The sequence below is a fragment of the Leuconostoc sp. S50 genome, from assembly GCF_016624925.1.
Classification (GTDB): Bacteria; Bacillota; Bacilli; order Lactobacillales; family Lactobacillaceae; genus Leuconostoc; species Leuconostoc pseudomesenteroides.
In genome coordinates this window covers 188,410-206,880 of record NZ_JACVUE010000002.1, presented here as the reverse complement: position 1 = coordinate 206,880, position 18,471 = coordinate 188,410, and the positions used below count along the sequence as shown (strand labels likewise).

General features: G+C 40.3%; 21 protein-coding genes. 20 read left to right on the top strand and 1 reads right to left on the bottom strand.

Going from position 1 to position 18,471, the window contains the following annotated elements:
* Positions 1-7 precede the first annotated feature (7 nt).
* The 20 genes from IAE53_RS03575 to IAE53_RS03480 all read left to right on the top strand — a co-directional run bounded on the left by IAE53_RS03575 (position 8) and on the right by IAE53_RS03480 (position 17,784).
* Complete coding sequence (locus tag IAE53_RS03575) at positions 8-916, top strand: manganese-dependent inorganic pyrophosphatase (RefSeq protein WP_200135979.1); 909 nt, start codon at positions 8-10, stop codon at positions 914-916.
* A 161-nt stretch (positions 917-1,077) separates the two neighbouring features.
* Positions 1,078-1,227, top strand: coding sequence for a 50S ribosomal protein L33 (gene rpmG, locus IAE53_RS03570; RefSeq protein WP_002815032.1), 150 nt, complete (start codon positions 1,078-1,080; stop codon positions 1,225-1,227).
* Entirely contained in the window at positions 1,227-1,496 is a 270-nt protein-coding gene (rpsN, locus tag IAE53_RS03565; protein WP_004910882.1) for a 30S ribosomal protein S14, read from the top strand. Before rpmG ends, rpsN begins: the two co-directional genes overlap by 1 nt.
* A gap of 258 nt (positions 1,497-1,754) precedes the next feature.
* Positions 1,755-2,231 (top strand): ribosome maturation factor RimP, encoded by a 477-nt coding sequence (gene rimP, locus IAE53_RS03560; RefSeq protein ID WP_148423833.1) that lies wholly within the window; start codon positions 1,755-1,757, stop codon positions 2,229-2,231.
* Positions 2,232-2,254: 23 nt separating this feature from the next.
* The gene (gene nusA, locus IAE53_RS03555; protein ID WP_148423834.1) at positions 2,255-3,355 is read left to right on the top strand and encodes a transcription termination factor NusA; all 1,101 of its coding nucleotides are present in this window, start codon (positions 2,255-2,257) and stop codon (positions 3,353-3,355) included.
* Between the two features lie 57 nt (positions 3,356-3,412).
* Positions 3,413-3,709 (top strand): RNase P modulator RnpM, encoded by a 297-nt coding sequence (gene rnpM, locus IAE53_RS03550; protein WP_139967914.1) that lies wholly within the window; start codon positions 3,413-3,415, stop codon positions 3,707-3,709.
* Positions 3,699-4,019: a ribosomal L7Ae/L30e/S12e/Gadd45 family protein gene (locus tag IAE53_RS03545; protein ID WP_010295223.1), complete on the top strand. Its 321-nt coding sequence runs from the start codon at positions 3,699-3,701 to the stop codon at positions 4,017-4,019. The genes rnpM and IAE53_RS03545 overlap by 11 nt, the downstream gene beginning before the upstream one ends.
* On the top strand, positions 4,020-6,530 hold the full coding sequence (gene infB / locus IAE53_RS03540) for a translation initiation factor IF-2 (protein WP_200135978.1): 2,511 nt from the start codon (positions 4,020-4,022) through the stop codon (positions 6,528-6,530).
* Between the two features lie 44 nt (positions 6,531-6,574).
* Entirely contained in the window at positions 6,575-6,928 is a 354-nt protein-coding gene (gene rbfA / locus IAE53_RS03535) for a 30S ribosome-binding factor RbfA (RefSeq protein ID WP_004910896.1), read from the top strand.
* A gap of 94 nt (positions 6,929-7,022) precedes the next feature.
* Positions 7,023-8,210: an aminotransferase class I/II-fold pyridoxal phosphate-dependent enzyme gene (locus IAE53_RS03530; protein ID WP_200135977.1), complete on the top strand. Its 1,188-nt coding sequence runs from the start codon at positions 7,023-7,025 to the stop codon at positions 8,208-8,210.
* A complete protein-coding gene (locus IAE53_RS03525; RefSeq protein WP_010295214.1) occupies positions 8,207-8,746 on the top strand; it encodes a PTS sugar transporter subunit IIA in 540 nt (179 codons plus the stop codon). Before IAE53_RS03530 ends, IAE53_RS03525 begins: the two co-directional genes overlap by 4 nt.
* Positions 8,724-9,632: a tRNA pseudouridine(55) synthase TruB gene (truB, locus tag IAE53_RS03520; protein WP_200135976.1), complete on the top strand. Its 909-nt coding sequence runs from the start codon at positions 8,724-8,726 to the stop codon at positions 9,630-9,632. The genes IAE53_RS03525 and truB overlap by 23 nt, the downstream gene beginning before the upstream one ends.
* A 2-nt stretch (positions 9,633-9,634) precedes the next feature.
* A complete protein-coding gene (gene ribF, locus IAE53_RS03515) occupies positions 9,635-10,582 on the top strand; it encodes a riboflavin biosynthesis protein RibF (RefSeq protein WP_148423838.1) in 948 nt (315 codons plus the stop codon).
* Between the two features lie 121 nt (positions 10,583-10,703).
* On the top strand, positions 10,704-11,729 hold the full coding sequence (gene hrcA / locus IAE53_RS03510) for a heat-inducible transcriptional repressor HrcA (RefSeq protein ID WP_200136058.1): 1,026 nt from the start codon (positions 10,704-10,706) through the stop codon (positions 11,727-11,729).
* A gap of 17 nt (positions 11,730-11,746) precedes the next feature.
* On the top strand, positions 11,747-12,307 hold the full coding sequence (gene grpE, locus IAE53_RS03505; protein ID WP_200135975.1) for a nucleotide exchange factor GrpE: 561 nt from the start codon (positions 11,747-11,749) through the stop codon (positions 12,305-12,307).
* Positions 12,308-12,386: 79 nt separating this feature from the next.
* Positions 12,387-14,234 carry a molecular chaperone DnaK gene (gene dnaK / locus IAE53_RS03500; protein WP_200135974.1) on the top strand — a complete coding sequence of 616 codons (1,848 nt, stop codon included), beginning with the start codon at positions 12,387-12,389 and terminating at the stop codon, positions 14,232-14,234.
* Positions 14,235-14,300: 66 nt separating this feature from the next.
* Complete coding sequence (locus tag IAE53_RS03495; protein ID WP_010276303.1) at positions 14,301-15,206, top strand: DnaJ C-terminal domain-containing protein; 906 nt, start codon at positions 14,301-14,303, stop codon at positions 15,204-15,206.
* Positions 15,207-15,317: 111 nt separating this feature from the next.
* Positions 15,318-16,055, top strand: coding sequence for an ABC transporter ATP-binding protein (locus tag IAE53_RS03490; protein ID WP_200135973.1), 738 nt, complete (start codon positions 15,318-15,320; stop codon positions 16,053-16,055).
* Positions 16,033-17,133, top strand: coding sequence for an ABC transporter permease (locus tag IAE53_RS03485; protein WP_200135972.1), 1,101 nt, complete (start codon positions 16,033-16,035; stop codon positions 17,131-17,133). The genes IAE53_RS03490 and IAE53_RS03485 overlap by 23 nt, the downstream gene beginning before the upstream one ends.
* A gap of 9 nt (positions 17,134-17,142) precedes the next feature.
* Positions 17,143-17,784 (top strand): TetR/AcrR family transcriptional regulator, encoded by a 642-nt coding sequence (locus IAE53_RS03480; protein ID WP_148423843.1) that lies wholly within the window; start codon positions 17,143-17,145, stop codon positions 17,782-17,784.
* 63 nt (positions 17,785-17,847) lie between these two features.
* On the opposite strand, the gene def is transcribed toward IAE53_RS03480, so the two are convergent.
* Positions 17,848-18,426 (bottom strand): peptide deformylase, encoded by a 579-nt coding sequence (gene def, locus IAE53_RS03475; RefSeq protein ID WP_200135971.1) that lies wholly within the window; start codon positions 18,424-18,426, stop codon positions 17,848-17,850.
* Positions 18,427-18,471 lie beyond the last annotated feature (45 nt).

Below are 18,471 nucleotides of genomic sequence, written 5' to 3'. Positions count from 1 at the left end.
AAAATTCATGGCTAAAACTTTAGTTTTTGGGCACAAAAACCCTGATACAGACACAATTGCTTCGGCAATTGCCACATCTCATTTGTTGCGTCACCTATACAACTGGGATACAGAAGCAGTTGCACTAGGGACACCAAATGAGGAAACAAAGTTCGCTTTGAGTTATTTTAAGGTAGAAGCACCCCGCGTTATTGCAAGTGCCGATACCGATGATGTTGTCTTAGTCGATCACAACGAGGCAGCACAATCAATTGATAATTTAGCTGATGTGACAGTAGCAGCCATTTATGATCATCATAAATTCAATTTTTCCAATAGCACACCACTTTATATTGTGGCTAAGCCTTGGGGTTCAGTAGCTACTATTTTATACTTTGAATTTAAAAATAATGACGTTACAATTCCAGCTAACATAGCTGGTTTGATGGCATCGGCTGTCATTTCAGATACTTTGTTGCTTAAAAGCCCAACGACCACTGAAGCTGATAAAGTGGCTTTGTCAGAATTGTCAGAAATAGCTGGTCTCGAAGACTATGAAAAGTATGGTTTAGATTTGTTAAAGGCAGGGACTAACCTTTCTTCACGTACTGATAAAGAGTTGATTGATGGCGATGCAAAGTCATTTGACATGGCTGGTCACCAATTCCGTATTGGACAAGTGAACACTGTTGATATTGATGACGTTTTGGCACGTCAAGCGGGAATTGAAGATGCCATCAAGTCTGAAGGCTACGAAGACTTCTTGTTTGTCATTACAGATATTTTGAATTCTAATTCAAAAGCAATTTATCTAGGGGATGCAAACGATGCCATTGAAAGTGCCTTCAATGCGAAACTAGCAGGCAATGTCATTGATTTACCCGGTGTAGTATCTCGTAAAAAGCAAGTTGTGCCACCACTTGAACAACAATTTTAAGATTTTTTAAAACTCTTAACCTGAGATATAAACTTTTACGAACAAAATTTCGTCAAGTTAGAAAAAAGGGCTTTACAGTGCCCAATAGTTCATGTATAATAGTTATTTGTATTGACAAGCAAATAAAAATTTTTAAGAAAACACACTAAGGAGCAAGGATTATGCGTATCCACGTCGTTTTAGGAAATGATGAAACTGGTGAGCGTATTTACTTGACGTCTAAAAACCGTCGTAATACGCCTGACCGCCTCGAGTTAAAGAAGTACTCACCAAAACTTCGTAAAGTAGTGACATTTAAGGAGATTAAGTAATGGCAAAAAAGTCAAAAATTGCTAAGGCACAAAAGCGTGAAGCTTTAGTTGCAAAGTATGCTGAAAAGCGTGCTGCATTGAAAGCATCTGGTGATTTCATCGGTTTGGCTGCTTTGCCAAAAGATTCATCTCCAGTACGTGTTCACAATCGTGATTTGATTGATGGTCGCCCTCATGCTTACATGCGCGAATTTGGTATGTCACGTTTGAACTTCCGTCAATTGGCACACAAGGGTCAAATTCCTGGTGTGCGTAAGGCTTCTTGGTAAGCACTTATATATTAATAAAAAAAGCCGGCTTGCGGCTTTTTTTATTTATGAAAACAAGTAGTCAATTTGCATTTTTTTCATAAATAAGCTATAATGAAAATAGTTAATTTACATAGCAATTGTAAATGAGCGGGTCACTTTGTAGAAAGAGGCCGGCTCATTTTTTATGAGATTAGCGCTTGCTGTCAATACACACGAACAGGTATTCAAACGGGTACCTTAAATAGTAGTCTGAATTTAGTCGAAAGGAGAAAGCAAATGACCAGTAAAACGGAGCAAGTTGTTATAGACTTGATCACACCAACTTTGAAGGCTCATGACGATTTGCTGTGGGATTTGACGATCACTAAAGAAGGTGGTCAGAAGATTTTACGCATACTGATTGATAAACCTAAACATGAATTTATCACAATGGATGAATTAACAACTTTTACACAAGATGTTAATGAATTACTAGACACGGTTGACCCTGATCCAATACCTGAAGCATACATGTTAGACATTTCTTCACCCGGAGCTGACCGTCCATTGAAAGAAAATTGGCATTTTGAATGGGCAAAAGAAGCAAACGAGAGCATATTAGTATCACTATTTACCAATAAAAATGGTCAAAAGAGGTGGCAAGGTAAAATTCAGTCGCTTGATCAGGATGGTTTAGTCTTAAAAACTGAAAATGGTGATTTGCCTTTGACTTTCGATGAGATAGCAAAAGCGATATTAGATGTTCAGTTTTAATCGGTAAAAAATGGAGAAATCGAATGAGTAAAGAATTAGTAGATGCACTTGATGCTCTTGAGGCAGAACGTGGTATTGATCGTTCGGTTGTTGTGGATGCTTTAGAAGACGCACTAAAAGCAGCTTACAAGAAGCAATACAACACCGCCGATAATGTTGAAGCAACGTTTGACGATAAAAAGGGTAACATTAGTATTAAGCAGGTGAAAAACGTTGTCTTAGATGATGACCTTGAAGATGATGAAACGGAAATTGCATTGTCTGAGGCTTTGGCTTTGAATAGAGCTTACGAAGCTGGTGATGAAATTCGGTTCGATGTCACGCCTAAGGACTTTGGTCGTATGGCTGCACAAGCAGCCAAACAAGTGATTGTTCAAAAAATGCGTGAAGCCAGTCGTCAAGCGGTTTATAATAAGTTTGCTGAATATGAAAACGAAATTATCACTGGTGAAGTCGATCGACAAGATTCGCGTTTCTTATATGTCAATTTACCAGGCAATCAAGAAGCTGTCATGGCCCCCAATGATCAAATGCCAAATGAACGTTACCGTATGGGTGATCGTATAAAGGTTTTGGTCAATAAAGTGGAAAACAATGCCAAGGGGCCACAAATTTTCGTTTCACGTACAGCGCCTGATTTGGTTAAGCGTTTGTTTGAACAAGAAGTGCCAGAAGTTTACGATGGTACGGTTGAAATTATGTCAATTGCACGTGAAGCAGGTGATCGTTCAAAAATCGCTGTTTACACGCATGATGGTGATTTAGATCCTGTGGGCGCTATGGTTGGTCAACGCGGTGCACGTGTTCAAAGCGTTGTCAACGAGTTAGCTGGCGAAAACATGGACATTGTAGAGTGGGTTGAGGACGAAGCGCAATACATTGCGAACGCTTTGAATCCTTCTGAAGTAACGGATGTTATTTTTGATTCCGAAAATGACCGCGCGGTGACTGTCATTGTGCCTGATAACCAATTATCATTAGCAATTGGAAAAAAAGGTCAAAATGCACGTTTAGCGGCTCGTTTGACAGGATTTAAGATTGATATCAAGTCAGAAAGCGAAGCAGCAGAAACATTAGCGCAAAAGCCTGCAGACGACAAACAAATTGACGAAGACGAAGAATAATTTGAAAGGATACATGGTGTGTGACAACCTAAACTCCACACCTAATGTTTTAAAACTATGAAACCTCGTAAAATACCAATGCGAAAAGACATTGTAACAGGTGAAATGTTTCCTAAAAAAGATCTCGTTCGTGTTGTTCGCGACAAAGAAGGTAATGTCACTTTAGATCCTACAAGTAAGGCAAATGGTCGTGGTGCATACATTAGTTTAGATGTGGCCGTAGCGGAAAAAGCTAAACAAAAGCGCATCTTTGATAAAGCGTTTGAAGTGAAAGTGCCTGATCAGTTTTATGATGAACTGATAGCATACGTTGATCATCAACAAGCACGTCGGGAGTTGTTCGGTGATCAGTAAAGACGAACAAATATTAAATTTGCTAGGTTTGGCAATGCGCGCTGGCAAGTTAGTGCTGGGAACGGCACCGACTCTTGCAGCCATTCGTGGGCAAAAAGTGTCATTAGCATTTTTTCCAAGCGATGGTGGCGCTAGCCAAGCTAAAAAATTAGCCGACAAATCATCATTTTACAATGTCAGATTAGTACAAGACTATACTAAGCAGCAATTGACAGACGCCATCGGTGTTAATCGAGGTGTGTTTGCTGTTGCAGATCATGGTTTTAGTCGCAAAATTAAACAATTAATATCAGAAAAGGAGCGGAACTAAATGGCAGAAGAAAAGAAATTCTCAGGCTCAAACCGTCCTGCAAGAAAACAGGCAGTGCCAGAACGTAAGGAATTGCCCGCATCGCAACGACGCCATGCGGCTAAGTTAGCGGATGGTGCAACACCAGCTCAAAACAGTTCGCGTCCAGCACGTCAAGGACGTCCAAATAACAATAATAATGGTCAAGGTCACCAAAATAACGGTAGCCAAGGTCAAAAGCGTAATACATCTCAAAATCGACCAAACAACAGTAGTCAGAGTCGCTCAAATACAAACAATACCAACCGTAATAACGGTCGTCCAGGTTCACGAGTGGCACCATCTGAAGGTCGTCCAATGATTCGTGAAAAGAAAAATTGGTCAACAAAGCCACGCGCCGGACAAGTAGATTATTCAGCTAAGCCTGACAATAGTCTCAAGCAGTACGTGAATGAAAACGAAAAAAAGCGACAAGCTTCTGAAGCAGTTAAACACCCTAAAAAGGCTGCTGCTAAACCAGCAACGCAACCTAAAGCACAGCCTGCAGCCACAGCACAACCAGCAACTCCTGCTGCTGGAACCGGGAAGTTTGGTGGTGCATTGGCTTCTGGTAATAACTCTGCGCGTAATAATTCACGCAAGCGCAATACTAATGGAACAGGACAACAAACGCCACGCCGTAATGATCGTCCACGCGGATCTAAAAAGTCACGTCGTATTGCAGCAAAGCATCAGCCAGCTGCACCAGTGACTGTTCGAAAAGAGCAGCCATTGCCAGAGGTTTTGGAATATCGTATTGGTATGAACGTCCAAGATTTATCAAAACTTTTGCACCGTGATACAGCAGAAATTATTAAAAAGTTGTTCTTGCTAGGTATTGTGACGAACCAAAACCAAAGTTTGGATGAAGATACGATTGAAATTTTGGCTGCAGATTATGGCATTGATGCTAAAGTTAAAGCAGAAGAAGACGTTGCCAATATTGATCGCTTCTTCGACGATGAAACGATTGATGAAAGTAAATTAGTACCGCGACCACCTGTTGTTACAATCATGGGTCACGTCGATCATGGTAAAACTACGTTGTTAGATTACTTGCGTAATTCGCATGTGACTGAGGGCGAAGCTGGTGGTATTACACAACACATCGGTGCTTATCAAACTCGTTTGAATGACAAGCTAATCACTTTCTTGGATACACCAGGGCACGCCGCCTTTACAGAGATGCGTGCACGTGGTGCTAACGTGACGGATTTGACAATTTTGGTGGTTGCTGCTGATGACGGGGTTATGCCACAAACAATTGAAGCGATTAACCATGCCAAAGCTGCCGGAACACCTATCATCGTGGCAGTTAACAAGATTGATAAGCCTGGTGCCAATCCAGATGATGTGATGAACCAATTGATGGCATATGATTTAGTGCCTGAAGAATACGGCGGTGATACAATCTTTGTTAAGATTTCTGCTAAGTTTGGACAAAATGTTGATGAGTTATTGGAAATGATTTTGCTACAAGCTGAAGTGCTTGAGCTGAAGGCTGATCCTGATATGCCTGCTCGTGGTTCAGTGATTGAAGCGCGTTTGGATCGTGGACGTGGACCTGTTGCGACTGTGTTGGTGCAACAAGGTAGTATGCATGTTGGTGACCCAATTGTTGTAGGTAATACTTATGGTCGCGTTCGAACAATGACTAATGAACGCGGTGTAGAATTAGAAGCGGCTCTACCAGCAACACCAGTTCAAATTACTGGTTTGAATGATGTACCACAAGCTGGTGATCGTTTCATTGTTATGGCTGATGAAAAAACAGCTCGTGCAGCTGGTGAAGAACGTGCAAAGCGTGCGCAAGAAGCAATTCGTAACTCTGGTTCAGTCGTTACACTTGATACTTTGTTTAATACAATGGCAGAAAAAGCCATGAAGACTGTTCCGGTCATCGTTAAAGCTGATGTACAAGGTTCGGTTGAGGCACTTTCTGGCTCACTGAAGAAAATTGAAGTTGATGGTGTTCGTGTTGATATTATCCACACGGCTGTTGGTGCTATCAATGAATCTGATGTGACATTGGCCGAAGCATCTGGGGCTGTTATCATTGGATTCAATGTGCGTCCTACGCCATTGGCTAAATCCCAAGCTGAAACGGAAAAAGTTGATATTCGTTTCTACAATGTGATTTATAACGCTATCGATGATGTCGAAGCAGCTATGAAGGGTCAACTTGAACCTGTATTTGAAGAAAAGATTATCGGCCAAGTTGTTGTTAAAGAACTCTTCAAGTTCTCTAAAGTTGGTACCATTGCCGGTGCTATGGTTGAAGAAGGTAAAATTACCAAAGAATCAAAAGTTCGTGTCATTCGTGATGGGGTTGTTGTATTTGATGGTGAGGTTGGCTCACTTCAACGTGGTAAAGATGCTGTGAACGAAGTCAAGATGGGATTTGAATTTGGATTCACTGTGGCTAAGTACAACGATGTTCATGTGGGTGATGTGGTTGAAGCCTACGTGATGCAAGAAGTTAAGCCTAAGTAACCTAGAAACAAATATAATCAATTAAAGAAAAGAGGCATGCAGTTATGGCTAATCCACAACGCGCAGGTCGTCTTGCTCAAGAAGTTCAACGTGATGTAACAGATCTATTGCTCAAGCGAATCAATGATCCTCGTGTACAAGATGTTACTGTCACAAGTGTTGAATTGACAGGTGATTTGCAAATTGCAACGATTTATTATTCAATCTTGTCTGATTTAGCAAGTGATGCTAAAAAAGCACAAGCAGGATTAGAAGCCGCTAGTGGCTTAATTCGGAAAGAATTAGGTTCGCGTTTGACGGTGTATAAGATTCCTGAATTAAAATTTGTGCGTGATAATTCCGTTCAATATGGTAATCATATTGAGGACTTAATCCGTCAGTTGCACAAAGAAAATTAATAAGTTGTGAAGAAAAGACTCTCCCCCATTTGGGGAAGAGCCTTTTGTGTTAAAATAGGATTATCAAAATTATTTTAAGAAAATGAGCTAATACATGACTAAATTGACACAACCAATCAACAGTGCTGTTGCAGAGATGGCGGCAGATAAATTGCTGAACTTTCAATTGATGATTCGCGATATTCCTGGCATTCTTCGTCTTACTTTTGGAGAACCTGGTTTTGATGTTGACGATAAAATTAAGCAGGCGACAATTGATGCAGTAAATGGTAATCGATCGCATTATGCTGAGAGTCAGGGTGAAACGGATTTGCGACAAGAAGTTGTTGCTTATTTCAATGAAAAATATCATTTGAATTTTAAAAATGAAGATAACGTTATTGTGACACAGGGGGTTAGTGAGGCCGTCAATGCCGTTTTTCAAACGCTATTAAATGTTAATGACGGATTACTGATTCCTGAACCAGCTTATGGTCCTTATTTTGCGTCACTTGATCTGGCGCGCGGAACCAGAATTAGTATTGATACGACACCAAATGACTTCAAATTGACACCGGAAATGGTGGACAAAGCAATTGCTGAAGCAAAAGTTCCAGTAAAAGCTATTTTGATGAATTATCCAACTAATCCTACTGGGGTAACATACTCACGTGAAGAATTAGAAGCGCTGGCAGTAACTTTTAAAAAGCATCAGCTCTGGGTTATTTCTGATGAAATTTATTCGGTTTTGACCTATAACAAAGAACATGTTTCCTTGGCTGAAATCATTCCTGAACAAACAATCTATATTAACGGTTTGTCGAAATCACATGCCATGACAGGCTATCGGGTTGGCTTTATTTTAGCGCAAAAAGAAATTATTGATGAAATGCAAAAAGTACATGGTGCGCTAGTATTTGCATTACCAACATTTGTTCAAGATGCAGCATTAGTTGCTTTGCGTGACGTGATGGATGCACCGGTGTTGATGCGTGATACCTATCAACATCGTCGTGATAATCTGTTGGCGCAATTGCAAGATTTGGGGTTTGAGGTTGTTGAACCTGAAGGTGCTTTCTATCTATTTGCAAAGCTACCTGAAGATTTAGGCAATGATGGGGATGACTTTGCATTGGCACTGGCACAGCAGGGAAAAGTCGCTGTGATTCCCGGCTCAGCATTTAGCCATGGTGATGAACCTAATCCATACATCAGAATTTCGTACGCCGCATCTGATGCAGATTTGGCTGAGGGCATGAAACGTATTACAAAGTATATTGAAAAGGTACGCAGTTCAAAATGAATTTTTGGCAACGAATTTTTCGCTTGAAGAAAAAACAAACACAAGTAAATGCGACTGGGCGGCTCAATGCTATTAAAATGGCAAAAAAATCAGGGACGCTTGTTTTAGTGGCACCAGCCACTGGACAATTAAGACCTATTAAAGAAAGCCATGATGAGCATTATCAAGCTGCCAATGGTATTATGTTAATTCCAAATGGCGGAAATTTGATGCTACCAGTATCCGGAATTGTGAGTGAATCGACCACCGAAAAGTTAATCATTACGGATGGTCATGGTCAAGGTGTTACCATGACCTTAGTTGGTCAAGGTGAAGCTGCTCGATTGGCATGTTATGGTACCGGACAACAATTACATGCCGGTGATGTCGTGGGAACAGCTAACCAAAAAATCTTAGCGCAAAACAGTGAGGCTGTGCGTGTTTATGTTGTTTGGGCAGAACGCCAAATTCCAACAGTCCGTTTTGGTTCAGTCTATGCTGGCCAAAATATTTGGCAATCCGAGGATGACTTTAATGACAAACAAACAGATGATTGATGGCGTTCTGGTTGTCAACAAGCCAAGAGGTGTTACCTCTTTTGATGTTGTTAGGCAGGTGCGTCGGCTGTTTGGGCAAAAAAAGGTTGGGCATGCTGGTACATTAGACCCATCTGTGGCGGGTGTGTTAGTCGTTGCACTTGGAAAGGCGACTAAACTAATCGATGAACTCCAAACTAGGCCTAAGCGCTATGTTGGTGAAATCACTCTTGGCTTTGCGACGGAAACAGAGGATTTAGATGGTGCTGTAATTGCAACAAGGGCAATCGATATACCGATTACGGCGGCAAAAATTGATATTGCAATAAAATCTTTAAATGGTTCAATTAAACAAATGCCACCGATGTATTCAGCTGTGAAAGTAAACGGTCGTCGACTTTATGATTATGCCAGAGCAGGTGAGACAGTGGCGCGTCCAGAACGCGATGCAATGATTTATGATTTTCATCGAACGTCAGATATCGATTTTGAAAATAGTGTCCAAAAATTTAATTTTGAGGCAACTGTGTCAAAAGGTACTTATATTAGGACGTTGGCTTCGGATACTGGTAAGAGGCTTGATCTACCAGCAACAATGACAAGTTTGACACGGACGATGGGTAGTGGATTCACATTGAGTGAAGCTCATGACTTATCAGAGGTGGAAAAGCTTGCACCAGATGATTTACGTCAGACGATTGTGCCGATCAAAGATATTTTGACTTGGCCTACTCACGTTCTCTCAGATGATGAATGGTTTGCCGTTAGAAATGGTCAAAAAATTGCCGATTGGGAACCAAGTTCATTTTTGAAACAACTTTATTATAACGATAAATTAAAAGCAGTCTATCAGTATGATGACAGTGAGCAAGTTTGGCGTTCGCGTTATGTATTTGATAATCAATAAATATGACAGATATAATTAAACTTCACTATCCAATTCAAAATGATGTCGAGCCAATTCAACAAGTTGTTGCGATGGGCTTTTTTGACGGCGTTCATCAAGGCCACCAATCGGTAATCAGACATGCTAAGCGCGAAGCTGAGAAACGTCACGTTCCACTCGCTGTATTAACATATGATCCTCATCCGATTGTCGCTTTCAAAATGTTAACCCAACCATTACGATACCTAACCCCGTTGGATCAAAAAATTGAACTGATGTCTGTACTAGGTGTTGATCGCGTGTATGTCATGCGTTTTACATCTGCACTTGCGCATTTATCAGCACAACAATTTGTGGATGAGATATTAATGCATTTAAACCCCGTGGCAGTTGTTGCTGGATTTGATCACTTGTATGGTCCGGCACATACCAATAGTGACATGACGCATTTACAAGGTTATGCTGGCAAACGATTTGAAGCAATTACTGTGCCAAAATTCAGCTTAGACGATCAAAAAATTGGTTCTTCACGAATCAGGAAATTACTTGACGATGGAAATGTTGATGAGGCGGCCAAACAATTGGCGCGAATCCACACGACAACGGGGATGATTGTTCATGGCGAGGCGAGAGGGCGCGAACTAGGTTTTCCAACTGCTAATATTCAAACGCCAGAACAAGAATGGCTACCAGGAATTGGCATCTATGCCGTCAAAATTGAAATTGCGGGTCAGTGGTTTATTGGCATGGCAAGCATTGGCAGAAACGTCACTTTTGGTGACAACAGACCAGTGACGGTGGAAATCAACATTTTAAATTTTCATAATGAAGTTTATGGTGAAGCAGTTAAGGTAGCCTGGTATCATCGTTTGCGCGGTGAGGTTAAATTCAATAATGCCGAGGAACTAATTGAACAACTTATTAAAGACCAAACGGCGACGCAACAATATTTTGAGACACTTGAAGAATAATCAAGTGTCTTTTTTGGCACTCTTATAAAAAGAGTGCCAAAAAGGGTTGCTTTTTTGAAAAATAGGTGTATCATAAAAGATGTTAGCAGTTAAAAAAAAGAGTGCTAAAAGGAGTGATGAGATGGCACTGACCGACAGACAAAAGTTAATTTTGAGTGCTATCATTTATGAATATACTCAGACTGCTCATGCGGTTGGTTCAAAAAGCCTGCAAGAGCAACTTAATATTAAAGTGAGTTCTGCAACTATTCGTAATGAGATGGCGACACTAGAAGCTGATGCTTTTATCAAAAAATTACACACTTCTGCGGGTCGAGTGCCATCTTACGAGGGTTATCGGTATTATCTTGACCATTTGATGGTCACCCGCAAGGCTTCTCCGCAAGATGTTCGTGCTGTTATTCAATCTTTCCGAGGCAATTTCCATGAAATTGATGACTTGTTGGATGAAACAGCGAGAACACTTTCAGCACTGACTGGCTATACGGCTTTAATTCTTAAACCTAAGCGTGTGGATATTAAAGTTTCTGGCTTCCGTCTCGTACCATTAGAGGGGCACCAATTAATTGCGGTTCTTGTGACTAATGACGGTAAGGTAACAAGCCAAACTTTCAAACTACCAAACGAAATGGCAATTGAATCTTTGGAGGGCATGGTTAAATACATTAACGAGCAGATGGTTGGTCGACCAGTTAATGATGTTCTAAAAATGATGCAATCTGATGAGTTGCCGACTCAAATGAGTCGCATGATTCAAACGCCGGCAGCGTTCTTGCAATTGTTTGGTGATGTATTGGCTCGTTCCGTTGGCGATAATGTTCATATTGGTGGCAGGCTCAACGTCCTTGATTTCAGTGGTGAAACTGGTGTTAACAATATTAAGCAACTGCTTGAGTTTCTCACTAATGCAAGAGCGGTTAGGCAAATTGCGACACCCTCCGCGCAAGTCCAAATTAAAATTGGTCGAGAAATTGGCGAAAAACTGCTCTCCAATTTCAGCTTGGTTACGCGAGATTTCTTGGTACCTAATCAAGGTAGTGGTGTTATTGCTTTACTTGGTCCAATACCGATGGCGTATAGTAAGAATGCGTTACTAATGGACGCTTTCGGAGAAGCACTAAGTCAAAAGATGATTGAATATACATAATTTAGGAGGTCACACCTGTGACAGATAAAAACGAAGAAGTGGTTGAAGAACAAGTTGTTGACGATGAGGCGACAACGCAAGAAGTTGAAGCTGATGTTGATGACTTACAGACTGATGTCGATCCAAGACAGTCACAAATTGATGAGCTGACTGCCAAGGTTACTGAATTAGAAGATAAATTACTTCGATCTCAAGCAGATATTCAAAATATTCAGCAACGTAATGCACGTGAACTACAAAGCATTCGTAAATATGACGGACAACGTTTAGCAACGTCAGTGTTGCCAGCAGTTGATAACTTAGAGCGTGCTTTGGCAGTTGAAGCGGATGACGCAGTTGCTAAGCAAATTAAGACAGGTGTTGAAATGACACTTAAAACGTTGACTCAGGCTCTAACGGATAATGGTATTGCTGCAACAGGTAAAGTTGGCGACACTTTTGATCCAACGAAACATCAGGCCATTCAATCTGTTGACAGTGATGAAGTTGAAGTAGATCAAATCGCACAAGTTTTGCAAAAGGGTTATATGTTACAAGATAGAGTGTTGCGACCAGCGATGGTTGCGGTTGCAAAATAGTTACTATGGTGATTCAGCGCTGGCACCACACCTTAAAAAGACTAACTAATTAATTAAAAAGTAAAGGAAGAATATATTCATGTCAAAGATTATTGGTATTGATTTAGGAACTACGAACTCAGCGGTTGCCGTCCTTGAAGGTGGCGAACCAAAAATTATTACAAACCCAGATGGTGGTCGTACCACACCTTCAGTTGTGTCATTTAAAAATGGTGAAAGCCAAGTTGGTGACGTGGCTAAACGCCAAGCTATTACAAACCCAGACACAATCATTTCAATTAAGTCACACATGGGTGAAGCTGGTTACAAAGTTAAAGCAAACGGTAAGGATTATACACCACAAGAAATTTCAGCAATGGTTTTGCAATACATCAAAGGATATGCTGAAGACTACTTGGGTGAAAAAGTTGATAAAGCAGTAATTACAGTGCCTGCTTACTTTAATGATGCACAACGTCAAGCAACTAAAGACGCTGGTAAGATTGCCGGTTTGGAAGTTGAACGTATCATTAACGAACCAACTGCAGCTGCTTTGGCGTATGGCTTAGATAAATTAGACAAAGATGAAAAGATTTTAGTTTATGATTTGGGTGGTGGAACATTTGATGTTTCTATTCTTGAATTAGGCGATGGCGTCTTCGAAGTATTGTCAACAAATGGTGATACTCACCTTGGTGGGGATGATTTCGATAACAAAATCATTGACTACTTAGCAGCGCAATTTAAAGCTGAAAATGGCATTGATTTGAAAGATGACAAGTTGGCTTTGCAACGTTTGAAGGATGCCGCTGAATCTGCAAAGAAGACATTGTCTTCAGCTAATGAAGCACAAATCGATTTGCCATTTATTGCTTCAGGTGATCAAGGTCCATTGCACTTGCAAACATCTTTGACACGTGCTAAGTTTAATGAATTGACAGCTGATTTGGTTAAGAAAGCGGAACAACCAGTTTTGAATGCTTTGAAGGATGCGGGCTTGTCATTCTCAGACATTGATGAAGTGATTTTGAATGGTGGCTCAACACGTATTCCAGCCGTTCAAGAATCAGTTAAAAAATTGACTGGCAAAGAACCAAACCATTCAATCAACCCTGATGAAGCTGTTGCTTTAGGTGCTGCTGTTCAAGGTGGTGTGATTACTGGTGATGTTAAAGATGTTGTGTTGCTTGATGTGACGCCTCTATCATTAGGTATTGAAACTATGGGTGGTGTCTTCACAAAGTTGATTGATCGCAACACTACGATACCAACATCAAAGTCTCAGGTCTTCTCAACTGCGGCTGATAATCAACCTGCAGTTGATATTCATGTGTTGCAAGGTGAACGTTCAATGGCTGCTGATAATAAAACATTAGGACGATTCCAATTGTCAGATATTCCAGCTGCAAAGCGTGGTGTACCACAAATTGAAGTGACATTTGATATTGATCGTAATGGTATTGTAAATGTCTCAGCCAAGGATTTGGGTACTCAAAAAGAGCAAAAGATTACTATCCAAGCCGCCGGTGGTTTGTCTGATGAAGAAATTGAACAAATGATGAATGATGCTAAGGCCAACGAAGAAGCCGATGCTAAGAAGAAAGAAGCGGTTGACACGCGCAATGAAGCCGATCAACTTATTTTCCAAACTGAAAAGACTTTGGAAGAAGTTGGCGACAAGTTAGGTGATGACGATAAAAAGCCAACCCAAGATGCTTTGGAAGCTTTGAAAAAGGCCAAAGAAGATGCTACTGCTGAGGACGCTGACTTAACTGATTTGAAAGCTAAGTCAGAAGAATTGACAAAGGTTGCCGGTGAATTGGCAATGAAGCTTTATCAACAAGCGGCACCAAAAGATGGGGCTGAGGGTGAAGCAAAATCAGCTGATGACAATACAGTTGATGGTGATTTTGAAGAAGTTGATCCTAAAAAAGACGACAAGAAGTAATTATTGATCATGCAAACCGCATTCGTTGAGTGCGGTTTGTGTACATAAATTAGAAGGAGCGGGCACGTGAATAACACAGAATATTATGACCGTCTCGGCGTAGATAAGAACGCTAGTCAAGATGAAATAAAAAAAGCATATCGAAAGTTATCAAAAAAATATCATCCTGATCTGAACCATGAGCCAGGAGCTGAAGATAAGTATAAAGAAGTTCAGGAAGCCTTTGAAACTTTGGGTGATGAGCAAAAGCGGGCGCAATATGATCAATTTGGACCAGCTGGCGCGCAAGGCGGTTTTGGTGGACAAGGTGGTTTTGGCGGTTACCAGCAGCAAGGTGGCTTTGGTGACTTTTCTGATCTAGGAGATATTTTCAGTCAGATGTTTGGTGGTGGCTATGATCCAAATCGACCAAGAAAAGGTCAGGATTTACAGTACCGTATGCGTTTGACATTTGAAGAAGCCATCTTTGGTAAAGAAACGACGATTAAGTTCAAACGTGGTGATGGCTCTCAACATGAAATTAAAGTGACCGTGCCTGCTGGTGTTGAAACTGGTCAACAAATGCGTTTGGCTGGTCAAGGTGAAGAAGGCTTTAACGGTGGACCACATGGTGATTTGTTCGTTGTCTTCCAAGTATCCGCTTCGCGTGACGGATTTGAACGCGACGGAGCTGATGTTTATCTTGAACAAAAAATTAGTTTCGTGACGGCTGCTTTGGGTGATGATATCCAAGTGAAAACTGTGCACGGAGAGGTTAAGTTACGTATTCCCGCCGGCACACAGACTGGTAAGCGATTTCGCCTAAGTGGAAAGGGTGCGCCTCGACTGCGTGGTAACGGGAATGGTGATCAATTTGTGGTTGTCACTGTTGATGTGCCAACAAAATTGAACAAAGAACAAAAGAAGGCGTTAGAGGCCTTTCAAGAAGCAACAACTGGCACAAAGCGCAAAGGGTTCTTTGATAAATTGTAGAATTTGGTATGACAGAATAATTTTGTTCTGTCATTTTTTTGTGTTTTGTGTTATATTTTATACAAAAGTGAGTGAACGCTCACTCACATAATAAAAATAATGAGGTGTGACATGGAAAAAGTGATTGAACTTAAAAATGTTGATAAACACTTTGGAACTAACCATGTGTTGAATAAAATTAGTTTAACAATCAATTCTGGGCAATTAGTTGGTTTAATTGGTCCGTCTGGTGCTGGAAAGTCCACGCTTATTGCCGCAATGCTTGGCATGTTAAGATTGGACGGCGGACAAGTCAGGTTATTGAACAGCGACATGCCTAATCGATCAGCTCTGCAAAATATTGGTTATATGGCCCAAAATGACGCGTTATATGGCAATTTAACTGGTTTGGAAAATCTGTCATTTTTTGGAAAACTAATGGGGCTATCTTGTTCGGTATTAACTGACAAAATTCATTTGGTTAGCCAAACTGTTGATTTACAGGATCACTTAGATTTACGGGTCAGCCAATACTCAGGTGGTATGAAAAGACGATTATCTCTCGCAATTGCATTGTTATCAGATGCACCATTGTTAATTTTGGATGAACCAACAGTCGGGATTGATCCTGAACTTAGAATCAAAATTTGGCAAGAATTAGATAAATTGCATCAACAAGGTAAGACAGTTCTGATTACAACACACGTCATGTCTGAAATTGAGACGGTTGATCGACTGTTAATGTTGCGAGACGGACATATCATTGCTGACAATACGCCGACTTTCTTGGAAAAACAATATCAGGTCACAAATATCGAATCAGTATTTATCAAGGCGGGAGAACGTTATGAGAATAATAGCCATATTTAAACGAATTATGACAGAGTTACGACGGGATAAACGTACATTAGCTATTGTCTTTGTTGCTCCACTGTTAATTTTGACACTGTTGTTTGCCATCCTACAAAATTCATCCTCAGTAACTGCAAGACTAGGTGTGTATCAAGTTGACCAAACAATAGTCAATCAATTGAAGAAAAATGATAATCTTCATCTTGTGTCCCTGAAAGAGCGGAAGCCCGCCAAAGAATCATTGAAGCAATATAATTTATCTGCTGTTGTAACACAAAAAGAAAACCAATTGACAGTGACATATCAAAATGCAGACACGAGTCTCACTGGTATTGTGAAAGCAGCTCTTACAAAGACAGTTTCAGGTGAACAAATGTCAAAACTTCAGTCGGCTTTGGCAAAGGTGACCACACTAACAAAATCAGGTCGACCAATATCTGAGATTAACAGTGGTATGACAATTAATGAAAATTATATTTATGGAAAATCTAACAGTTCACTCTTTATTAGTATTGCACCTGTAATGGTTGGCTTCTTTGTATTTTTCTTTGTTTTTCTAATTTCTGGTATTTCGCTGTTGCATGAACGTACAACCGGAACATTGAACCGGTTGCTAATATCGCCCATTAAACGTTATGAAATTGTCAGTGCATATACACTAGCTTATGGCACACTGGCAGTACTTCAAACTGTGATTATTGTTAGTTATGTTTTTTTCGTATTAGGTGTGCAAAATCAGGGTTCATTTGTACTTGTTTTGATCATCAACATTATTTTAGCTTTGGTTGCTTTGAGTTTAGGATTACTAGTATCCACTTTTGCCGCATCCGAATTTCAAATGATTCAATTTATTCCACTTTTAGTTGTGCCTCAGATATTCTTTTCAGGTATTTTTAATATTTCTGGTATGAATCAAATATGGCAAGGTGTTGCTAAAATAATGCCACTATACTATGGCGGTGATGCGTTAACTAATGTGATTAAAAAAGGCGCCTCAATTAGCGATGTAAAGCTGGATTTAGTTGTGCTAATTGGATTTGTTATAATATTATTAGTGTTAAATATAGTTGGCTTGAAAAGATATCGGCGTGTTTAAGGAGGCTTAATGACAGAAACAAATTTAATTGCACTATTTAAGCAATTATCAGCAAAAGATGATGCACTGAGTTCAAAACAGCAAGCGGTGTTGAATGCCAGTTTGCTGTTATTCTCAGAAAAAGGATTCGAGCAAACGTCGACGAAAGATATTGCCAGCGCCGCTGGTGTATCGGAAGGCACGGTTTACAAACATTTTAAAACCAAAAATCAGTTGTTGGTTAAGGGCATTGCGCCCGTACTTGACAATGTTTTCCAAAGTGCAGTTCATGAATTTTTGTCTCAAATCACTTTAAGTGAGAAAATACCGACGCTGCACGAGATTTTGACTTTAGTCATCTCAAATCGCGTCCATTTCATCCAAAATAATTTGCCAGCTATCAAAGTTGCATTGGTTCAAGTGTTAGTGGATAAAAAATTTGCAGAACAGATGATTCAGCATTTTCGTACAGCAATTGTTGAGGAGGTGAAACCATTATTGAGCATATTACGAGAGCGTGGTGAAATATGTAATATCAGCGATTTTCAGGTGATAAAGTTGATTAGTAGCACAATAATCAGTATTGTTGTTGGGTATCAAATCAATAGTCATGTTTCCTTGGAAGACGCCATTTCTGAGGGAATAGTCGTTGTGGAAAAAGCTCTGAAATAGAAAAAGCCGTCAAGGTCAAAATTAATCAACTTTGGCGGCATAGTCAACAAAAAACTTTAATAACTATTCAATATATTTAGTATCGTCATCAATTTGCCATGGGGCTTTGATATCAATATGATCATAATAAAGATGACCATGTAGGTGATCAATTTCATGTTGGAAAACAATGGCGGGATAGTCGCGCAGCTTAATTGTCTGTGTTTCACCATTTTCATCTTGATAACGAACAGTGATTCGGTCGGCGCGCGGGACAAATCCGGGTACGTCTTCGTCAACAGATAAGCAGCCTTCACCAACGTCCAGTGCGGCACGCTTGACTGACTCAGAAATAATCACTGGATTGAATATCGTACCTTTAAAGTAGGGCTCTTCTGGGCGGTCGTGTGGATCGAGTGATGGGACCAAAATTGAAGCCATTCTCAAAGAATAACCAACTTGTGGTGCCGCTAAACCAACGCCGGGACGAAGACCATATTTTTCATTTTCAGTTTCATCTTGAGAAACAACCAAATAGGTCATCATATCTTTAGCCAGTTGAGCTGTCTCATCGCTCAGCGGGAATGGCACATCTTTAGCTGTCTGACGTAAGACAGGATCGCCATCTCGCGTTATTTTATCCATTGTAAATCTGATTGTCATGTTTTTTACCTCATATTCTAGTATATCAAACGTTTGAACATGTTA

What these genes read in the sequence shown, in the direction of transcription:
- rimP (WP_148423833.1), top strand. Translation starts at nt 1,755, where the DNA reads ATGACCAGTAAAACGGAGCAAGTTGTTATAGACTTGATCACACCAACT.
- ribF (WP_148423838.1), top strand. Translation starts at nt 9,635, where the DNA reads ATGACAGATATAATTAAACTTCACTATCCAATTCAAAATGATGTCGAG.
- IAE53_RS03525 (WP_010295214.1), top strand. Translation starts at nt 8,207, where the DNA reads ATGAATTTTTGGCAACGAATTTTTCGCTTGAAGAAAAAACAAACACAA.
- hrcA (WP_200136058.1), top strand. Translation starts at nt 10,704, where the DNA reads ATGGCACTGACCGACAGACAAAAGTTAATTTTGAGTGCTATCATTTAT.
- rbfA (WP_004910896.1), top strand. Translation starts at nt 6,575, where the DNA reads ATGGCTAATCCACAACGCGCAGGTCGTCTTGCTCAAGAAGTTCAACGT.
- infB (WP_200135978.1), top strand. Translation starts at nt 4,020, where the DNA reads ATGGCAGAAGAAAAGAAATTCTCAGGCTCAAACCGTCCTGCAAGAAAA.
- def (WP_200135971.1), bottom strand. Translation starts at nt 18,426, where the DNA reads ATGACAATCAGATTTACAATGGATAAAATAACGCGAGATGGCGATCCT.
- truB (WP_200135976.1), top strand. Translation starts at nt 8,724, where the DNA reads ATGACAAACAAACAGATGATTGATGGCGTTCTGGTTGTCAACAAGCCA.
- rpmG (WP_002815032.1), top strand. Translation starts at nt 1,078, where the DNA reads ATGCGTATCCACGTCGTTTTAGGAAATGATGAAACTGGTGAGCGTATT.
- nusA (WP_148423834.1), top strand. Translation starts at nt 2,255, where the DNA reads ATGAGTAAAGAATTAGTAGATGCACTTGATGCTCTTGAGGCAGAACGT.
- IAE53_RS03575 (WP_200135979.1), top strand. Translation starts at nt 8, where the DNA reads ATGGCTAAAACTTTAGTTTTTGGGCACAAAAACCCTGATACAGACACA.
- dnaK (WP_200135974.1), top strand. Translation starts at nt 12,387, where the DNA reads ATGTCAAAGATTATTGGTATTGATTTAGGAACTACGAACTCAGCGGTT.
- rnpM (WP_139967914.1), top strand. Translation starts at nt 3,413, where the DNA reads ATGAAACCTCGTAAAATACCAATGCGAAAAGACATTGTAACAGGTGAA.
- IAE53_RS03490 (WP_200135973.1), top strand. Translation starts at nt 15,318, where the DNA reads ATGGAAAAAGTGATTGAACTTAAAAATGTTGATAAACACTTTGGAACT.
- rpsN (WP_004910882.1), top strand. Translation starts at nt 1,227, where the DNA reads ATGGCAAAAAAGTCAAAAATTGCTAAGGCACAAAAGCGTGAAGCTTTA.
- IAE53_RS03480 (WP_148423843.1), top strand. Translation starts at nt 17,143, where the DNA reads ATGACAGAAACAAATTTAATTGCACTATTTAAGCAATTATCAGCAAAA.
- IAE53_RS03530 (WP_200135977.1), top strand. Translation starts at nt 7,023, where the DNA reads ATGACTAAATTGACACAACCAATCAACAGTGCTGTTGCAGAGATGGCG.
- IAE53_RS03485 (WP_200135972.1), top strand. Translation starts at nt 16,033, where the DNA reads ATGAGAATAATAGCCATATTTAAACGAATTATGACAGAGTTACGACGG.